Source organism: Mesorhizobium sp. L2C066B000 (assembly GCF_000502335.1).
GTDB lineage: Bacteria > Pseudomonadota > Alphaproteobacteria > Rhizobiales > Rhizobiaceae > Mesorhizobium.
Window position 1 is genome coordinate 338,516 of sequence record NZ_AYWZ01000002.1, and the last position, 17,170, is coordinate 355,685.

Consider the following 17,170-nt stretch of genomic DNA (forward strand, 5'->3'; position numbering starts at 1 on the left):
TTGCAGTGGACCGGGACTTTCACCACATTTTCCGTGGCGGCCGCGCGCAACGCGTAGCGCGACGGCCGGCAAGGAGAGGATTGATGGCGCAGCAGCCCGGTTTTGATTTCTTCGGCTTCGGCAGCAAGCTCGGCGACGAGAGTGAAGTGCGCGCCAAATTCTGGCGCACGGCCAAAAAGGCCGCCCGGCAGATTCCGTTCATGGAAGAGGTCGTCGCCGGCTATTATTGCGCGCTCGACAGGAAGACGCCTTTGCGTGCCAAGGGCATATTGCTGGCAGCGCTTGGCTATTTCGTGCTGCCGGTCGACGTCATACCCGATTTCGTCTTCGGCCTCGGCTTCACCGACGACATCGCCGTGCTGACCGCCGCGATCTCCGCGGTAAGCGCCCATATCACCCCTGCGCACCGCAAGGCCGCCAAGGAGGCGATCGCCGACAAGAGCTGAATCGGCGTCGCGTTGGCAACTGGGTTCAGAAGAAATCCTCCGCTCAAACAGGACGATAGCGGCTTGGCTTCGGGTTCCGCTGCGGCCGTTGGAAAAGTCAAACTCTTGCCGCTTTCGTGGCCTCCAAGTCGCCGCAGGGACATTGCGAAAGCCGTTTTTTCAAGAAGCGGCGCGGAAATGGCGGTGGTTTCCATGGGTGAATGTCCTTTTCCAAGGGAAATTCACCGTTTGGTAACCCAGATTAAATCAAAATGAAGCGACGGGCAGGACGCCAAGCCGGCCTGCCCCGCACCATTTGGAATACGGGAAAAGCGATGCGCGGATTGATTGCACTAGTCTCGAGCCTGGTCCTGGTGGCCTTTGCCGCGCCGGCGCTGGCGCAGCAGGCGACCAAGATCGGCCAGCACAATGCCTGGGGCACCTACAGCTACCAGGCGCAGGGCGGCAAGGTCTGCTATGTGCTCACCGTGCCGACCGACAAGCAGCCGCCGACGCTCGATCACGGCGACATGTTCTTCTTCGTCAGCCAGCGCCCGGGCCAGCAAGTGTCCTACGAGCCGCAATTCATCGCCGGCTACACATTCCAGGAAGGCTCCAAGGCCACCGTCACCATCGACAAGAAGACGTTCTCGATGTTCACCCGCGGCAAGTCGGCCTGGGTCGAGAACGCCGCCGAAGAGCCGGTGCTGATCGCCGCCATGAAGACCGGCACCGACATGAAGGTCTCGGCGAAGTCCGGCCGCGGCAATCCGACGACCTATGTGTTTTCGCTGAAAGGCATCTCGGCCGCGCTGACGTCGATCGCCAAGTGCAAGTAGGCTGGCGCGGTTCCCGCCGCATGACTCTCGCCGCAACCTGTGCTATGCGCCGCGCTTCTTTTCGGCACGATGGATGAAATCGGCCGCAATTCGCTTATATTGGCGCTGATATGACCCTTTCCTTCGATCTCACCACTGAGGGCGCACGCGACGCGTTGCGCACTCGCGCCACGCCCGAGAAGCCGTCGCTGATCGGCCTGACCCGGACCGAGCTCGGCGAGGCCCTCATCAGTGCCGGCATCGTGCCCGAGCGCCAGGCGAAAATGCGCGCCCAACAGCTCTGGCACTGGATGTATGTGCGCGGCGTCTCCGATTTTGCCGGCATGTTCAACATCTCCAAGGATCTGCGCGCCGAACTCGACAAGCATTTTACCGTCGCCCGGCCCGAAATCGTCGAGGAGCAGATTTCCTCCGACGGCACGCGCAAGTGGCTGTTCCGCTTTCCGCCGCGCGGTGCCGGCCGTCCCGTCGAGATCGAGACCGTCTACATCCCCGAAATAGGCCGCGGCACGCTCTGCATCTCCTCGCAGGTCGGCTGCACGCTGACCTGTTCGTTCTGCCACACCGGCACACAGAAGCTGGTGCGCAATTTGACGGCGGAAGAGATCCTGGCGCAATTGCTCACCGCCCGCGACCGGCTCGGCGATTTCCCCGACCGCGACACACCCGACGGCGCCATCGTCCCTGCCGAGGGCAGAAAAGTCTCCAACGTCGTCATGATGGGCATGGGCGAGCCGCTCTACAATTTCGAGGCGGTGAAGAAGGCGCTGCTGATTGCCTCCGACGGCGACGGACTGTCGCTGTCGAAGCGCCGCATTACGCTCTCGACCTCCGGCGTGGTGCCCGAGATCTTCCGCACCGGCGAGGAGATAGGGGTCATGCTGGCGATCTCGCTGCACGCCACCAATGACGATCTGCGCGACTTGCTTGTGCCGATCAACAAGAAGTATCCGCTGAAGGAACTGATCGAGGCCTGCCGCGCCTATCCCGGCCTGTCCAACGCCAGGCGCATCACCTTCGAATATGTGATGCTGAAGGACGTCAACGATTCCATCGAGGACGCCAAGGGCCTGATCAAGCTGCTCAAGGGCATTCCAGCCAAGATCAATCTGATCCCGTTCAACCCGTGGCCGGGCACCAACTACCAGTGCTCGGACTGGGAGACGATCGAGAAGTTTGCCGACTACATCAACAATGCCGGCTATGCCTCGCCGATCCGCACCCCGCGCGGCCGCGACATCCTCGCCGCCTGCGGCCAGCTCAAATCCGACTCCGAACGCATGCGCAAGGTCGACCGCCTGGCGCTGGAAGCCATGATGATTGCGGGGCATGGCGAGGCGTGAGCCGCCTCTTCGCCTATATCCTCCGTTTCGCTGTCATCCTGTTCGGCTATGTCGTCGCCTCATTGGCGGCGAGCGCCTTTCTCAACGTGCTGTTCCTGGCTTCCGTCGGTTATATGCCGGACGATGCGCACCCAGCGGCGGCCGCGGCGCTGTATTTTTCGATCCCGTTCGTGGCGCTGTTTGTCGCCTATTTCGCTTTGATACCGGCGGTGGTCGCAATCCTGATCTCCGAGGTCCTCAGCCGCCGCGACTGGCTGTTCTATGCACTCGCGGGCGGCGTCGTGGCCGCGGCCTTCCTCGGCTTCGTCCACCAGAACGTGGATTTCGACGTCACCGAACCGCGCGCCATCGCCGCGGTGATCGGCTGCGGCATGGTCGGCGGCATCTTCTACTGGCTAAGCGCCGGCCGCTGGGCCGGAAGCTGGTGGCAGGCCGCTACTTCGCCTGAGCGGTCAGGATCTTGAGCGCGAAGGCCGAAAACACACCGGCAAAGAGATAGTCGACGACCCGCGTCACCCGCGGGCTGGCCTTCATCGCCGCCGAAAACCTTTCCGCGGCAAACACCATCGGCGCCGTCACAGGGATCGACAGCACGATGAACATGAGGCCGAGGAAGAACAGTTTTCCCGGCGCGTTCGGATCGTGAGCCGAGACGAACTGCGGCAGAAACGTCATGAAGAACAGGATGATCTTCGGGTTGAGCAAATTGACGCCGAGTCCGGCGGCCCAGCTGCGGAACAGCGAAATCTGCGGCCCGTTCTTCTTCTGCGGTGAAAACGCCGAGCCCTTGGTCATCGCCTGCCAGGCCAGGAACACCAGATAGGCGGCGCCGAAGATTTTCAGCACCAGGAAGGCCATCGGCGAGGCGACGATCAGCGCCGAGATGCCGACCGCCACCAAAGTTGTATGGATCAGCGTGCCGAACAGAGCACCCGCCAGCGAGGCAAAGCCGGCGGCGCGGCCCTGGCTCAGTGTTCGCGAGACGAACAGCGTCATATCCGGCCCCGGCGTGATCGCCAGGATCATGGTGGCGATGGCGAACTGGATCAGTGTTGTGGTGTCGGGAATGAAGGACATCGGTGGCCCCTGGCGAATGATCGTCGGTCTATAACGCAGCCTCCCCGCTCACGCCAGCAACTGACTGGCGTGGGCATCTGGTCCAGCGGCTGCGGCGGCCGGCGCCCGTTCATCCCTTGCGCTGGCCGGAAATGCCGTGATACCTCGCCCGCGAAACTCACGCGCGGAACCGCCAAAATGTCCCCAGCAATGCCCAAGACAAAAGACGTCAAGAAGGTCGTGCTCGCCTATTCCGGCGGTCTCGACACCTCCATCATCCTGAAATGGCTGCAGACCGAGCTCGGCGCCGAAGTCGTCACCTTCACCGCCGATCTCGGCCAGGGTGGCGAGCTGGAGCCGGCGCGCAAGAAGGCCGAGATGATGGGCATCAAGGATATCCGCGTCGTCGATGTGCGCGAGGAATTCGTCTCGGATTTCGTCTTCCCGATGTTTCGCGCCAACGCCGTCTATGAAGGCACCTATCTGCTCGGCACCTCGATCGCCCGCCCGTTGATTTCCAAGCACCTGGTCGAGATCGCCCAGGAGGTCGGCGCCGATGCCATTGCGCACGGCGCGACCGGCAAGGGCAACGACCAGGTCCGCTTCGAGCTGTCGGCCTATGCGCTGAATCCCGACATCAAGGTCATCGCGCCATGGCGCGACTGGTCGTTCAAGTCGCGCACCGACCTGATCAACTTCGCCGAGCAGCACCAGATCCCGGTGGCCAAGGACAAGCGGGGGGAGGCGCCGTTCTCGGTCGACGCCAACCTTCTGCACTCCTCTTCCGAGGGCAAGGTGCTGGAAGACCCGTGGAGCGAGCCGCCGGAATTCGTCCATCAGCGCACCGTCTCGCCGATGGAGGCGCCGGACAAGGTCACCGAGATCGAGATCGAATTTTTGAAGGGCGATCCGATTGCACTGAACGGCAAGAAGCTGTCGCCGGCCGCCATGCTGACGGCGCTTAACGATCTTGGCCGCGACAATGGCATCGGCCGGCTCGATCTGGTCGAGAACCGCTTCGTCGGCATGAAATCGCGCGGCGTCTACGAGACCCCCGGCGGCACCATCCTGATCGTCGCCCACCGCGCCATCGAATCGATCACGCTCGACCGCGGCGCCGGCCACCTCAAGGACGAGTTCATGCCGCGCTACGCCGAGCTGATCTACAACGGCTTCTGGTTCTCGCCCGAGCGGCTGATGCTCCAGGCGATGATCGACAAGAGCCAGGAAGACGTCGAAGGCACGGTGCGCCTGAAACTCTACAAGGGCAATGTCATGGTCACCGGCCGCAAATCCAAGAAGACGCTCTATTCCGACGCACTGGTCACCTTCGAGGATGACCGCGGCGCCTACGACCAGAAGGACGCCGCCGGCTTCATCCGCCTCAACGCGCTGCGGCTGAGGACGCTGGCGGCAAGGAGCCGCAAGGGTTGAGTCCAACTACTATTCCGGGCAACCCGGCGGAGACTGCCAAGAGGGGCTAACGCTGGGCTCTTGATTATTCGCATGGCCATGCACCAACAAAAAAGCCCGGCGTTGGCCGGGCTTTCATGTCGAATGAAGATTATCGTTCAGCTGCCGTCGATCGCGTCGGCGATCTGGGCGATGGCCTGCTGGTAGACGCTGGCGGAATTCCAGCCGGCGATGGCCCCCATATTCGCACTCGCGCTCGCACCGGCCCGCCAGCCATGAGCCTTGAGGAAGTTGGCCGTCGAAGCCAAGGCCGTCGCCTTGTCGCGCAGATTTCCGTTGCCGACGCCATACTTCAGGACATTGCCGGGCAGGAACTGCGTATGGCCGATCTCGCCATGCGCAGCCCCAACCGACGAGGCGCTCAGCGCGCCGCGATCGACCAGCTTCAGCGCCGCAATGGCATGCGGGTAAAAGAAGCCCGGGCGACGGCAATCATAGGCAAGCGTCAGAATGGCGGAGACCGTGTTCTGGTTGCCCAGGGAGGCTCCGAAGCCGGTTTCCATGCCCCAGATGGCCAGCAACACGCCCGGCGACACCCCATAATTGCTCTCGATCCTGTCGAACATCGCCGCATTCGACTTCTTCAGCGCACGGCCTCTGGAAATGATAGCAGCTCCGCCACGGCGCTTCATGAAGGCGTCCACCGAACCGCTGAACGCCTTGTGGATGGCGCGGTCGACGGAGATTGTCTTTGTCGCGTAGCTGGCACCGGCCAGAGCAGCCAGACCCTTCCCGCCGACACCTTCGGACCTGGCCTGCGCGGCAAAGTCCTGCTTCCACGCTTCGAAGCCCGCGCCGGTCTTGCCGCAGCTGGCCGCCGCCTGCGCGCCCGTCGCCAGCGCAAGTACCGCGACCACCGCGGCAGCAATAATCTTTCCCTTGGCAAGCAATGCCATGCTTTCTCTCCTGATTGCCTGAATCACGTCCCGGTTGCGAACTTGCCAGCGAAACGCGCCATTGTCACCGTACCCCCGGCGCTACGCTGGCCAATGCAGCGGAATTTGCTTACGATCAAGTGCTTATTGTGGCCGAAACGCCCGGGCGCCGGGCAGGCGAATTCGCTGCTCGGGTAAAAAGAGGCGACGGGGGCATGGAACGGCGGCCCGTGGCGGGCGTTTGGGCGAGGCGCCGCTCCGCACCATATTCCTCCTCTGACGCCATACGCCAACGCCTGACGCATCGAGATCGACATGAAACTGTTCGACTGCCCGCATTGCGGCCACCGCCTCTACTTCGAGAATGCGCAGTGCCTGAATTGCGGGAGTCTCGTGCTTTACGATCCCGAGCATGCGCGCTTTGCCTTGTCTGACGTCGACGGCATCTTCCACTGCACCAATGCGGATGAATGCGCCTGCAACTGGATGGCCGAACCGGGCCATACCTACTGCCGCGCCTGCTTGCTGAACCAGCTGATCCCCGACCTCTCCGTCGACGGCAACCGCCGCCGCTGGATACGCGTCGAGGCGGCCAAGAAGCGCGCCGTCTATTCGCTGCTCGCCTTCGGCCTTCCGGTCGCGCCCAAGCACAAGCACGGCGACGAAATCGGCCTCGCCTTCGACTTCCTTGCCGATCCGATCGGCGGCGGTCCCGGCGGCGAACGCATCCTTACCGGCCACGACAACGGCCTGATCACGCTCAACGTCGCCGAGGCGGACTCGGCCGAGCGCGAGCGGCGGCGCGTCGAGATGGGCGAAAATTACCGCACGCTGCTTGGTCATTTCCGTCATGAGCTTGGCCACTACTACTGGGACCGGCTCATCCGCGACGTGCCGCAACGGCTCGAAGCCTTCCGGGCGCTGTTCGGCGACGAACGCCCGGACTACGAGCGGGCGCTGAAGGCCTATTACGCCAATGGCGCTGCGCCCGACTGGCAGCAGAACCACATCTCCGCCTATGCGACGTCGCATCCATGGGAAGACTGGGCCGAGACCTGGGCGCACCATCTCCACATCACCGACACGCTGGAGATGGTGCACGCGCTGAATTTTCCACTCGGCCAGCTTGAGACGATGGAGACCAATGTGCTGCCGCAAGGCGACACCGGCGGCCGGTTGCAGGCGGCGCCCGCGGAACCCAACGCCGTGCCCGAGCCGTTCGGAAAGATTCTCGCCCGCTGGCTGGTACTCTCGGAAGCCTCCAACTCGATCAACCGCTGCATGGGCCTGCCCGACCTTTATCCCTTCGTCATTTCGGACGTGACGGCGCAGAAACTCAGCTTCGTGCATGAGCTTTTGACCGGTTTGCCGAAAGAAATCGGAACAAATCGTGAGCTGGCGTCGGTATTTTAGCCGGAACGCATGCGCTCTGGTTTCGTTTGGTGTCGCGAGGGACCATGAAAGGGAGAGAAATCATGAGACGCATATTGTTTCCGGCCGTCGCCGGGGCGCTTGTCGCGATGTCGGGTGCGGCACTCGCCGATACCGCCGTCTCGGCCGTCACCGACCTTAATGTGCGCGCCGGCCCCGGCCCGCAATATCCTGTGATCGGCGTGCTCGCCGCCGGCCAGTCGGCGACGCTCAATGGCTGCATCGAAAACAGCAAATGGTGCACCATTGCCGAAGCCGGAGGCCAGGGCTGGGTCTATTCCGACTATGTCACGGCCGATTTCGGCGGCAACCGGGTCGTTCTGACACGCCGCCCCGCCGACGCCGCCATCACCGTGGTTACACCGCCGCAGGATGATTATCCCGATACCTATACCGGTACGATTCTGTCCGACGACGGCCCCGTCGACCCCATCGACAGGCCACCGGCGGAAGTCGGCACCTATGTCAGCACGCACCGGCTCGATCCGGTCTATCTCGAGGGCGAGGTGGTGACCGGTGCTACCTTGCCCGACACGGTCGAACTACGCGAAATCCCCGACTACCGCTACCGCTACGTCTATGTGAATGGCCAGCAGGCGCTGGTCGACCCGCAGACACGGCGCATCATGTACGTCGTGCGCTGATTTTGCCTAGAAAGAATGACAAGTGAACTCGTGCCGCCCTCCTGCCGAGGCTGAGGGCGGCACAAGGGCTCGCTGAAACAGCAGCAATTGCGCGAGAGCCGACGATCCCCTAGATCATGCGACCCGATGCGTTCGGCAGAGGAACTCGCGTGATATCAGATCCAACCGCCTTCGAGCGCTATCGCAACACGGCCACCGAAAAGACGAACCTGCCGCGGCTGATAATCGGAACGGCGGTCGTCGTCCTGTTCTGGGTGGCGATCACCCTGGTTGTGGTGCTTGGCGGCACCTATGTCGCCATCCTCTGGCATGTATTGCCGGGCGATCCGCGCGGGCCGCTTCAGGGCTTTCTGGGCTCGCCCATCGGCATACTCACCGCACTCACCTCGTTTGCCGGCATCTGGCTCGGCCTCTGGCTTGCCATGCGTTTCGTCCATGGCGAGCCGCTCTCGGCGCTTTTCGGTGCCAGCCGCCGCGTGTCCTTGTCGGGCTTCCTCAAGGGCCTGGTCGCGGTGCTGATCACATCGGCGCTTTCCGAAATCCTGCTCTACTGGCTACAGCCCGAAATCGCCCGCGGCACGATCAACCTGTCGACCTGGCTGCTGTTCCTGCTCCCGATCGTGGCGCTGACCCTGCTGCAGACCTCGTCCGAGGAGATGCTGTTCCGCGGCTATCTGCTGCGCGGCCTGGCCAGGCGCTTCGAGAGCCCTTACGTGTGGGCGCTATTGCCCGCTTTGCTGTTCACCTCCTTGCATTGGAGCCCGGGCTCGACCCCCGCCATCAACGCCTGCGTGCTGGCCTCGATCGCCGCGTTCGCCTTGCTGTTGACGCTGGTGGTTTATGTCACCGGCAATCTCGGCGCCGCCTTCGGCGCCCATCTCGGCAACAATCTCACCGGCTTCCTGCTGATCTCGCATCAGGAGAACTACAATTCCTTCGCCCTGTTCAACGCCAAGCCGCTGGAAGGTCCGGACTGGACGACGACGGATGCCGTCATCATCGCCGGCATCGGTATCGTCTGCACCTTGCTGACGATGCTGCTGCTTCTGCACCCGCGCTCGCCGCTGAAGGTTACGGCCGACCCTCGGGATGCAGGGTGAACTAAACAGGGACCGACCCAGAGACCGGCAAGCCGCCCTTGTCTTGACTCTTCGGCCGATTTCCTGTCTACAGCCCCGAAATCCGCGACGAGTATCCCTCCGAGCAAGCCGACCAGGACGCCAAACCTTTTGAGGTGGGTGCTGTAAACAGATCCTGGAGGCCAACACCCGGCAGCGCTGAGCGCCCCCGGGTGCTTTTTGGTTTTGAGCTTTGCTTGGATGAGCGGCGCGAACGCACTACCTCTCGGGCACCATCGGGGTGCCTGAGAAAAGGAAACGGAATGTTTGAATCGCTGCAGGAGCGCACAAGAGGCGTGGAGGGCCATCGGCCCGACAGGGATCACCATGAATCCAAGGCGCTCTCGCGCGGCGGGTTGACCAATGTTTGAATCACTTCAGGAGCGCCTTGGCTCCATCCTGAACGGCCTGACCGGCCGCGGCGCGCTGTCGGAGGCTGATGTCTCGGCGGCGTTGCGCGAGGTGCGCCGTGCGCTGCTCGAAGCCGACGTTGCGCTGGAAGTGGTGCGTTCCTTCACCGACAAGGTGCGCGAGAAGGCCGTCGGCGCGGCTGTCGTCAAGTCGATCAAGCCCGGACAGATGGTCGTCAAGATCGTCCATGACGAGTTGGTCGACATGCTCGGCGCCGAGGGCGTCGCCATCGACCTCAATGCGCCGGCGCCGGTCGTCATCATGATGGTCGGCCTGCAGGGCTCCGGCAAGACGACGACCTCCGCCAAGATCGCCAAGCGCCTGACCGAGCGCCAGAACAAGAAGGTTCTGATGGCCTCGCTCGACACGCGGCGGCCCGCGGCGCAAGAGCAGCTGCGCCAGCTCGGCGAGCAGGTCAAAGTCGCGACCCTGCCTGTCATTGCGGGCCAGAACCCGGTCGACATCGCCAGGCGCGCCGTCCAGGCAGCCAAGCTCGGCGGTCATGACGTCGTCATCCTCGACACCGCCGGCCGCACCCATATTGACGAGCCGCTGATGGTGGAGATGGCCGACATCAAGAAGGTGTCGAGCCCGCACGAAATCCTGCTGGTCGCGGATTCGCTGACCGGCCAGGACGCCGTCAACCTTGCCAAAAGCTTCGATGAGCGCGTCGGCATCACCGGCCTGGTGCTGACTCGCATGGACGGCGACGGCCGTGGCGGTGCCGCGCTTTCGATGCGCGCCGTCACCGGCAAGCCGATCAAGCTGATCGGCACCGGCGAAAAGATGGACGGGCTGGAGGAATTCCACCCCAAGCGTATTGCAGACCGCATCCTCGGCATGGGCGACATCGTCTCGCTGGTCGAAAAGGCCGCCGAACACATCGACGCCGAGCAGGCGGCGGCGATGGCCAAGAAGATGCAGTCGGGCAAGTTCGACCTGAACGACCTTGCCGGCCAGCTTCAGCAGATGTCGAAAATGGGCGGCATGGGCGGCATCATGGGCATGATGCCCGGCATGGGCAAAATGAAGGACCAGATGGCCGCCGCCGGCCTCGACGACAAGATGTTCGGCCGCCAGCTCGCCATCATCTCGTCGATGACCAAGGCCGAGCGCGCCAATCCGGACATGCTGAAACATTCGCGCAAGAAGCGCATCGCCGCCGGCTCAGGCACGGATGCGGCCGAGATCAACAAGCTCTTGAAAATGCATCGCGGCATGGCCGACATGATGAAGGCGATGGGCGGCAAGGGCAAAGGCGGCGGCCTGATGCGCGGCATGATGGGCGGCCTTGCCTCCAAGATGGGCCTCGGCGGCATGATGCCGGGCGGCCCCGGGGGCATGATGGGCGGCGGCATGCCCGACCTCTCCAAGATGGATCCCAAGCAGCTCGAAGCCTTGCAGAAGCAGATGCCCGGTCTTGGCGGCATGAAGGGCCTGCCCACCCCGAGCGGCGGTGGCCTGCCCGGTCTGCCCGGCGGCATGAAGCTTCCCGGCCTTGGCGGCGGTGGTCTGCCCGGCCTCGGAAGGAAGAAGTGAGGACGCTATGAACGAAGAAAAAGACATGGCCGACGCACGCACCATCCTGGCCGGCTATCGCGCCTCGATCGACAACATCGACGCCGCCCTCATCCATATGCTCGCCGAGCGCTTCCGCTGCACCAAGGCGGTCGGCGTGCTCAAGGCCGAGCATGGCCTGCCGCCCGCCGACCCGGCGCGCGAGCAGGAGCAGATCACCCGCCTTCGCCAGTTGGCGGAGGACGCCCATCTCGACCCCGATTTCGCGGAAAAATTCCTCAACTTCGTCGTCCGCGAAGTGATCCGCCATCACGAGCAGATCGCCGCGTCCAACGGCGCAAGCAAAACCGGCTAACAAAGTGCATGTCGCCCAAAAGTGCGCAGCGGTTTTGGGACAACGACCTGCACCAGACAAAGCCATTAACCCAACACTGAGATCAGAAATTTTAGGAGAAATGAAATGCCCTTGAAGATCAGACTGGCCCGTGCGGGCTCGAAGAAGCGCCCTTACTACCACGTCGTCATCGCCGACGCCCGTTCGCCGCGCGACGGCCGGTTCATCGAGTCGATCGGCTCGTGGAACCCGCTGCTGCCCAAGGACGGCGAGCGCGTCAAGGTCGACGCCGACCGCGTCAAGCATTGGCTGTCGCACGGCGCCCAGCCGACCGACCGCGTGCTGCGCTTCCTCGATGAGGCCGGCCTCCTCAAGCGCGAAGCCCGCTCCAACCCGAAGAAGGCCGAGCCCGGCAAGAAGGCACAGGAACGCGCCTCTCTGCTGAAGAAGGCCCAGGAAGACGCTGCCGCCGCCGTTGCCGCCGCTGCTGCAGCCCCGGCCGAAGCGGAAGCCGCCACCGCCGAATAAGCATCGCGTCATCGCATTGCTAATGTGCGGCGATGTCATATGCGTTCGAACGAAAGATGACTGAGCGGACCGTCACGGAAGAGACCCTTTTCGGCGGCGTAGCCGGAGCGCTGTTGCGATGCGCCGGCGCCACGACAGGCGTCGTCGTGCTCAGCGGATCGAGCGGCCGCATCGACGTCACCCGCGCCCGGCTCTTTGCCAAGGAAGGAGCATCCGCTCTCGCGCTGCAATGGTTTGGCGGCGAAGGTCAGGTGCCCGGCATTTGCGAGATCCCGCTCGAAACGTTTTTCGCGGCGACCGACTATCTTGTCCAAATGGGATGCCGGCGCATCGTCTATGTCGGGACCTCGAAAGGCGCCGAGGCCTCCCTGCTTGCGGCGGCTCATGATCCACGCATTGACGCCGTGGTTGCGATCAGCCCGACATCGGTGGTCTGGGGCAATATCGGGCCGGGCCGCGACGGCGTCAGCTGGCCGGAACGATCGTCGTGGACGCTCGAGGGGATTCCTTTGCCGTTTGTCCCAAGCAATCCCGCTTGGAACGCTGAGTATGTCGATGGTCTGGTGTCCTACCGGGGGCTCTTCCTACGTGCCTTGCAAACCTTCAAGGACGCAGCGGCCAAGGCTGCCATTCCCGTCGAAGCTATTTCAGCCGACATTGTTCTGGTTGCAGGCGGCGACGACGCGCTATGGCCATCGCTGGATTTTGCCCAGTCGATCGTTCGGCGTCGCCAGGACACCGCAATGACCACCTGCCTCGTCTCAGTGCCCGACGCCGGCCACCGCATTCTGCTGCCGGGCGAAATCACGCCGCGCTCGAGGCTGCATGCCCATGGCGGCAATGACGACGCCGACACGCGCCTGGGCCGCCTGGCTTGGGAGCATATCCGGGGATTGCTGTAGCGCAGCCAGCCATGGTCCAGCTGCCTTGGGCAACAGCGAAACCGGCGATCTATAGCCGCCGGTTTCCGATGTTGGACCTGGCTGTGTTCAATAACCGTCGGGGCAGCTGGCGATATAGGTGCGCCCGTTGCGGCCGCGGTAGCGACATTGACCGCTTTCGCTGGCACGGCCGATCAGCGCGCCGGCTACGGCGCCGACGGCGCCGCCGACGACGGCGCCCTGAACCGGATCATTTGCCACAGCTGCGCCAACCGCCGCGCCGCCGAGACCGCCGACCGCGGCACCCTTTTCGGTTTGCGAGCACGCACCCAGTGCGGTCGCCAGTACCAGAATGATCATCGCTTTTTTCATTGTCGTTCCTCTCTCACGCGGATCGCCGTCCTCGCCGCCACGGCTCTAACTCCCAGACAGCTGATTTGATCCCGAAGACGTGAGAGATCCCGGTGCGCCCGCCTGTCACATTCGTAACGACCGCCGCCGAGCTTGTTGAAATGCAGGACGTTTTACCTTTCAGTGGCCTTCTTCAGATTGGCGAGGCCAGCCTCGAAATCCTTGCCGATCAGCGTATCGAAATTCATGAAGAGGCCCAAAAGCTTGGCAATGAAGGGCCGGCTGCCGCGCATTGCCCAGGTGACTGCGGTGGTGTCGCCCGAGGGCTTCAGGGTGAAGTCGACGCTGTTGTTGGCCCGGAACGGCTTCTCGAAGTCGAGCTTCAGCGACACCAGCGAGGATGGCACGGAATTGACGATCTCCATGCGTCCCTTGCCGGCCTTGGCATTGCCTTCCCAGGCGTAGGCGGCGCCCTTGCCGGCATCAGCGCCCGACAGCGTGCGCTTCATCTCGGGGTCGAGCTTTTCGTAGGGTGACCACTCCGGCCAGTGCTTGAAATTGTTGATCAGCGGAAAGATCGCTTCCGGCGCGGCCTTGATGCTGGCGGTGCGGGCGGTGACGAAATCATTCGACCTCGTCGCCGCATAGATGAGCACGGCGGCGATGATGACGACCAGGATGATGAGAATGGTGCTGAGCATGTTTTTCTCCTCGCTTAACGGCTGAACGGGATCAGGGCGCGCACGTTTGGGTCGCGCAGATAGAGACCGCCCCACAGGATGATGCCGAGATAGACGCTAAACAGCGTGTGCGAAAACAACGGGCTGCCGACGCGCATGTTTGTGGCGATGGCGCCGCCGAGATAGCCGGTGAGCAGGATGGCGCCGGGCACCGAGGTGCGGGGCAGCGCATAGAGCGCGGTCGAGATCAGCCCGACAATGCCGAGCGTGCGCGCGACATTGACATCGGCCGGCCAGCCGAGCGGCACCATGGTCTGGGTGACGACATCGAGCGGCGGCAGCTTGATGACGCCGTCGAAGATCATGAACAGGATGATGAGGCCGCTGAGCACGCGGCCGGTCCACAGGGCGCCCGATGAGACGGGCATGGTTTGAGAAATACTCACGGGTGTTCCCTCCTAAGCGGCTCGAGCCGTTTGCTGGCTTCGGACCAAGGACGAGCGATGGGGCGGCGATCCTACAGGGTGCGGATTCTTTTTGGGTAGCAGCAAGCAAAAGCCGCTGCGTGGCGATCCTTCACACCCCCCTCTGGCCCGCCGGCCATCTCCCCGCAAGGGGGGAGATTACACGCTCGACCGCTTCGGCAATGTTCCATGAATGAGCGGAGCATCGAAACCGCCGATCTCCCTCCTTGCGGGGGAGATGCCCGGCAGGGCAGAGGGGGGTGCTGTCCATTGACGGACTATCGACATCCACCAGTCACGGCTATTGATAGGGCTGGGAGAGAGACGAGCGAATGGCCGGCGAGACTGATCTGAAAAAGCTGCTGGCGGCGATGACGCCGGAACTGCTGCCGGACGTCTACGTGTTCGCTACGCTCACACCTGGAATCAGCCGGCAGGCAGGCCTCGATCCCGTGATGGTCTTTCGCGAGCGCGAGGGTGTGACACTGATCGTGACCGAGGACGCGGCACGGGCGGCCGGGCTGACCGCTTCGTTCCGCTGCCGCATGATCACCCTGAACGTCCACTCCTCGCTGGAAGCCGTCGGCTTCCTCGCCGCCATCACCGCCCGGCTGGCCGCCGCCGGCATGGGCGTCAATCCGGTCTCTGCTTTCTATCATGACCATCTGTTCGTGCCCGCTGAGCGGGCCGAGGAAGCGATGGAGTTATTGCGCCAACTGGCCAAGGATAACGCCGGCTGAATATCAAGCTCGACGCACGTAGAGAATATCCGGCAGGCCTTCTTCGTTGGTGGTGCCCGCGCCGAACGCCTCGGGGCGAAAGCCATGGCGCTCGTAGAAGCGACGCGCGCCGGTGTTGGCCTGGAAGCAATGCAGTTTAACGATCCGTAGCGCGGCGGTCGCTTGCACCAGCAGCCGGCTGCCGATGCCTTGCCCCGTCCAGGCGGGGTCGAGATAGAGCTGTTCCACCCAATCGCCGCTCAGGGCAATGAAGCCGACAATGCCGTGCCGGCCTCGGCGACCGTCACCTGCTGCCGGGACAGCACGATCTCGCGGATGAAGGCAAGATCCTCATCCGGCGTGTGGATGACCGGCATCCAGGAGAACGAGCCAAGTGCGGCCCGCATGACAATGGCGATGGTCGCGGCATCCAAAGCCGTGGCGGGGCGCAGCACGATTTTGGTGGGATCGTTCAAAGGCGTTTCTCAACAAAGGTCAGCGCTGCCCTCATCCCCCTGCCGGGACCTTCTCCCCGTGAACGGGGAGAAGGAAGGCTTCGGCCGAAGGCCGAGCCCGCGACTGCGGGCCGCCGGCTTTCCGGCGCCCCCGCGGAGGGCCCGCCGCGGCAGCGGCGATACGGCCCGTGAGCGAATAAACTATGCCGCCTTCTTCTTCGGCTGGATCAGGCCGCGCTCGACCAGCAGCTCGGCGATCTGCACCGCGTTCAGCGCCGCGCCCTTGCGCAGATTGTCGGAGACAATCCACATCGACAGGCCGTTGTCGATGGTCGAATCCTCGCGGATGCGCGAGATGAAGGTGGCGTCCTCGCCGGCCGATTCCAGCGGCGTGATGTAGCCGCCATCCTCGCGCTTGTCCAAGACCTGGCAGCCCGGCGCTTCGCGCAGGATGTCGCGCGCCTCGTCGGCGGTGATCGGCTTTTCGAACTCGATGTTGACGGCTTCGGAATGGCCGATGAACACCGGCACGCGCACGCAGGTCGCCGTCAGCTTGATCTTGGGGTCGAGCATCTTCTTGGTCTCGGCGACCATCTTCCACTCTTCCTTGGTCGAGCCGTCGTCGAGGAAGACGTCGATATGCGGAATGACGTTGAAGGCGATGCGCTTGGTGAACTTCTTGACCTCGACGCCATCGGCGACGAACACCGCGCGCGTCTGGGTGAAGAGTTCGTCCATGCCCTCCTTGCCGGCGCCGGACACCGACTGATAGGTGGCGACGACGACGCGCTTGATGGTGGCGACATCGTGCAGCGGCTTCAGCGCCACGACCAGCTGCGCCGTCGAGCAATTCGGATTGGCGATGATGTTCTTGCGGGTGAACAGCGAGATCGCATCCGGGTTCACTTCCGGCACGATCAGCGGCACGTCCTGGTCGTAGCGGAAGGCCGACGAGTTATCGATGACGACGCAGCCCTGCTTGCCGATCTTCGGCGACCACTCCTTCGAGACGTTGCCGCCGGCCGACATGATGCAGATGTCGGTGTCGGAAAAATCATACTGGTCGAGCGTCTTGACCTTCAGCGAACGGTCGCCGAACGACACTTCGGTGCCCTGGCTGCGCCGCGAGGCCAGCGCCACGACTTCGCTTACCGGAAAGCCGCGCTCTTCCAGTATGTTGAGCATTTCGCGACCCACATTGCCCGTGGCGCCGACTACCGCAACCTTGAAACTCATCAGAAATCTCCTGTCCCTCTCCGCTTGGTTTTTGGAGAAAACCCGCCGGCCAATGCGGGTTCCGTCCCCCGGGCCGGACCCGGGAGAGGGTGGTTAGGCCAAGGGAATCACACCGTGGTGGTGGTTTTTTTGGCCATGGTTTTGCTGGAACGGTAAGACGCGCCGACGCGCCCGGCCCCATGATTGTGGCCGGGGAAGTCGAAGGCAAGAAGAGCCATCAGAAGGCCGCGCATCGAAAATGATCCCGTTCGATGCCGGCTTTTACGCGGTTTGCGTCAGGAGTCAATTGCGGCCAGGCACACGCCTGCCCTGTACAATAGCGGCCGCAAGAAGTACGAACGCCCAAATAGTGTTTGGCTGGCGTGCGTCAGCCCCGGCATGTGCTCCAT

22 protein-coding genes are annotated in these 17,170 nt (G+C 63.3%); 13 read left to right on the forward strand and 9 right to left on the reverse strand.

Annotated elements, in window-relative coordinates:
- Positions 1-83 precede the first annotated feature (83 nt).
- The 4 genes from X733_RS155525 (at position 84) to X733_RS155510 (ending at position 3,071) form a co-directional block, all read left to right on the forward strand.
- Complete coding sequence (locus X733_RS155525) at positions 84-446, forward strand: YkvA family protein (protein WP_023687669.1); 363 nt, start codon at positions 84-86, stop codon at positions 444-446.
- Between the two features lie 314 nt (positions 447-760).
- On the forward strand, positions 761-1,264 hold the full coding sequence (locus X733_RS155520) for an invasion associated locus B family protein (RefSeq protein ID WP_023671718.1): 504 nt from the start codon (positions 761-763) through the stop codon (positions 1,262-1,264).
- A gap of 110 nt (positions 1,265-1,374) precedes the next feature.
- Positions 1,375-2,607 (forward strand): 23S rRNA (adenine(2503)-C(2))-methyltransferase RlmN, encoded by a 1,233-nt coding sequence (rlmN, locus tag X733_RS155515; RefSeq protein WP_023818343.1) that lies wholly within the window; start codon positions 1,375-1,377, stop codon positions 2,605-2,607.
- Positions 2,604-3,071: a hypothetical protein gene (locus tag X733_RS155510; protein WP_023818344.1), complete on the forward strand. Its 468-nt coding sequence runs from the start codon at positions 2,604-2,606 to the stop codon at positions 3,069-3,071. Before rlmN ends, X733_RS155510 begins: the two co-directional genes overlap by 4 nt.
- On the opposite strand, the gene X733_RS155505 is transcribed toward X733_RS155510, so the two are convergent.
- Positions 3,043-3,684 (reverse strand): LysE family translocator, encoded by a 642-nt coding sequence (locus X733_RS155505; RefSeq protein WP_023747392.1) that lies wholly within the window; start codon positions 3,682-3,684, stop codon positions 3,043-3,045. The two genes, X733_RS155510 and X733_RS155505, sit on opposite strands and share 29 nt — an antisense overlap.
- A gap of 189 nt (positions 3,685-3,873) precedes the next feature.
- Here X733_RS155505 and X733_RS155500 point away from each other — a divergent pair, with 189 nt between their 5' ends.
- Entirely contained in the window at positions 3,874-5,097 is a 1,224-nt protein-coding gene (locus X733_RS155500) for an argininosuccinate synthase (protein ID WP_023818345.1), read from the forward strand.
- Between the two features lie 137 nt (positions 5,098-5,234).
- Here X733_RS155500 and X733_RS155495 read toward each other — a convergent pair whose 3' ends face one another.
- A complete protein-coding gene (locus X733_RS155495; RefSeq protein ID WP_023694544.1) occupies positions 5,235-6,032 on the reverse strand; it encodes a lytic transglycosylase domain-containing protein in 798 nt (265 codons plus the stop codon).
- A gap of 294 nt (positions 6,033-6,326) precedes the next feature.
- Between X733_RS155495 and X733_RS155490 the strand changes: the two genes are divergently transcribed.
- From X733_RS155490 to X733_RS155460, 7 genes are all read left to right on the forward strand, one after another.
- On the forward strand, positions 6,327-7,424 hold the full coding sequence (locus X733_RS155490; protein WP_023818346.1) for a putative zinc-binding metallopeptidase: 1,098 nt from the start codon (positions 6,327-6,329) through the stop codon (positions 7,422-7,424).
- 62 nt (positions 7,425-7,486) lie between these two features.
- Positions 7,487-8,086 carry a DUF1236 domain-containing protein gene (locus X733_RS155485; RefSeq protein WP_023818347.1) on the forward strand — a complete coding sequence of 200 codons (600 nt, stop codon included), beginning with the start codon at positions 7,487-7,489 and terminating at the stop codon, positions 8,084-8,086.
- Between the two features lie 149 nt (positions 8,087-8,235).
- Complete coding sequence (locus tag X733_RS155480; protein ID WP_023818348.1) at positions 8,236-9,186, forward strand: type II CAAX endopeptidase family protein; 951 nt, start codon at positions 8,236-8,238, stop codon at positions 9,184-9,186.
- Positions 9,187-9,567: 381 nt separating this feature from the next.
- Positions 9,568-11,154, forward strand: coding sequence for a signal recognition particle protein (ffh, locus tag X733_RS155475; protein ID WP_023818349.1), 1,587 nt, complete (start codon positions 9,568-9,570; stop codon positions 11,152-11,154).
- Between the two features lie 7 nt (positions 11,155-11,161).
- On the forward strand, positions 11,162-11,488 hold the full coding sequence (locus tag X733_RS155470) for a chorismate mutase (protein ID WP_031193176.1): 327 nt from the start codon (positions 11,162-11,164) through the stop codon (positions 11,486-11,488).
- 105 nt (positions 11,489-11,593) lie between these two features.
- On the forward strand, positions 11,594-11,995 hold the full coding sequence (rpsP, locus tag X733_RS155465; protein ID WP_023671705.1) for a 30S ribosomal protein S16: 402 nt from the start codon (positions 11,594-11,596) through the stop codon (positions 11,993-11,995).
- Between the two features lie 56 nt (positions 11,996-12,051).
- Positions 12,052-12,897 carry an acyl-CoA thioester hydrolase/BAAT C-terminal domain-containing protein gene (locus X733_RS155460; protein ID WP_023818351.1) on the forward strand — a complete coding sequence of 282 codons (846 nt, stop codon included), beginning with the start codon at positions 12,052-12,054 and terminating at the stop codon, positions 12,895-12,897.
- An 87-nt stretch (positions 12,898-12,984) separates the two neighbouring features.
- Here X733_RS155460 and X733_RS155455 read toward each other — a convergent pair whose 3' ends face one another.
- From X733_RS155455 to X733_RS155445, 3 genes are all read right to left on the reverse strand, one after another.
- Positions 12,985-13,248, reverse strand: a complete 264-nt coding sequence (locus X733_RS155455; RefSeq protein WP_023683830.1) for a YMGG-like glycine zipper-containing protein — start codon at positions 13,246-13,248, stop codon at positions 12,985-12,987.
- A 152-nt stretch (positions 13,249-13,400) separates the two neighbouring features.
- On the reverse strand, positions 13,401-13,928 hold the full coding sequence (locus X733_RS155450) for an SRPBCC family protein (RefSeq protein ID WP_023752732.1): 528 nt from the start codon (positions 13,926-13,928) through the stop codon (positions 13,401-13,403).
- Positions 13,929-13,942: 14 nt separating this feature from the next.
- Positions 13,943-14,353, reverse strand: coding sequence for a DoxX family protein (locus X733_RS155445; protein ID WP_023818352.1), 411 nt, complete (start codon positions 14,351-14,353; stop codon positions 13,943-13,945).
- A 350-nt stretch (positions 14,354-14,703) separates the two neighbouring features.
- On the opposite strand from X733_RS155445, the gene X733_RS155440 reads away from it, so the two are divergent.
- The gene (locus tag X733_RS155440; protein WP_023671700.1) at positions 14,704-15,111 is read left to right on the forward strand and encodes an ACT domain-containing protein; all 408 of its coding nucleotides are present in this window, start codon (positions 14,704-14,706) and stop codon (positions 15,109-15,111) included.
- A 3-nt stretch (positions 15,112-15,114) separates the two neighbouring features.
- Here the strand turns inward: X733_RS155440 and X733_RS1000000170680 are convergent, their stop codons facing one another.
- The 4 genes from X733_RS1000000170680 to X733_RS1000000171290 all read right to left on the reverse strand — a co-directional run bounded on the left by X733_RS1000000170680 (position 15,115) and on the right by X733_RS1000000171290 (position 17,014).
- Positions 15,115-15,339: a GNAT family N-acetyltransferase gene (locus X733_RS1000000170680; RefSeq protein WP_245274402.1), complete on the reverse strand. Its 225-nt coding sequence runs from the start codon at positions 15,337-15,339 to the stop codon at positions 15,115-15,117.
- An 11-nt stretch (positions 15,340-15,350) separates the two neighbouring features.
- Positions 15,351-15,566 carry a hypothetical protein gene (locus tag X733_RS1000000170685; RefSeq protein WP_023706770.1) on the reverse strand — a complete coding sequence of 72 codons (216 nt, stop codon included), beginning with the start codon at positions 15,564-15,566 and terminating at the stop codon, positions 15,351-15,353.
- Positions 15,567-15,746: 180 nt separating this feature from the next.
- On the reverse strand, positions 15,747-16,781 hold the full coding sequence (locus X733_RS155435) for an aspartate-semialdehyde dehydrogenase (RefSeq protein ID WP_023671698.1): 1,035 nt from the start codon (positions 16,779-16,781) through the stop codon (positions 15,747-15,749).
- 107 nt (positions 16,782-16,888) lie between these two features.
- Entirely contained in the window at positions 16,889-17,014 is a 126-nt protein-coding gene (locus X733_RS1000000171290) for a hypothetical protein (protein WP_023671697.1), read from the reverse strand.
- Between the last annotated feature and the right edge of the window lie 156 nt (positions 17,015-17,170).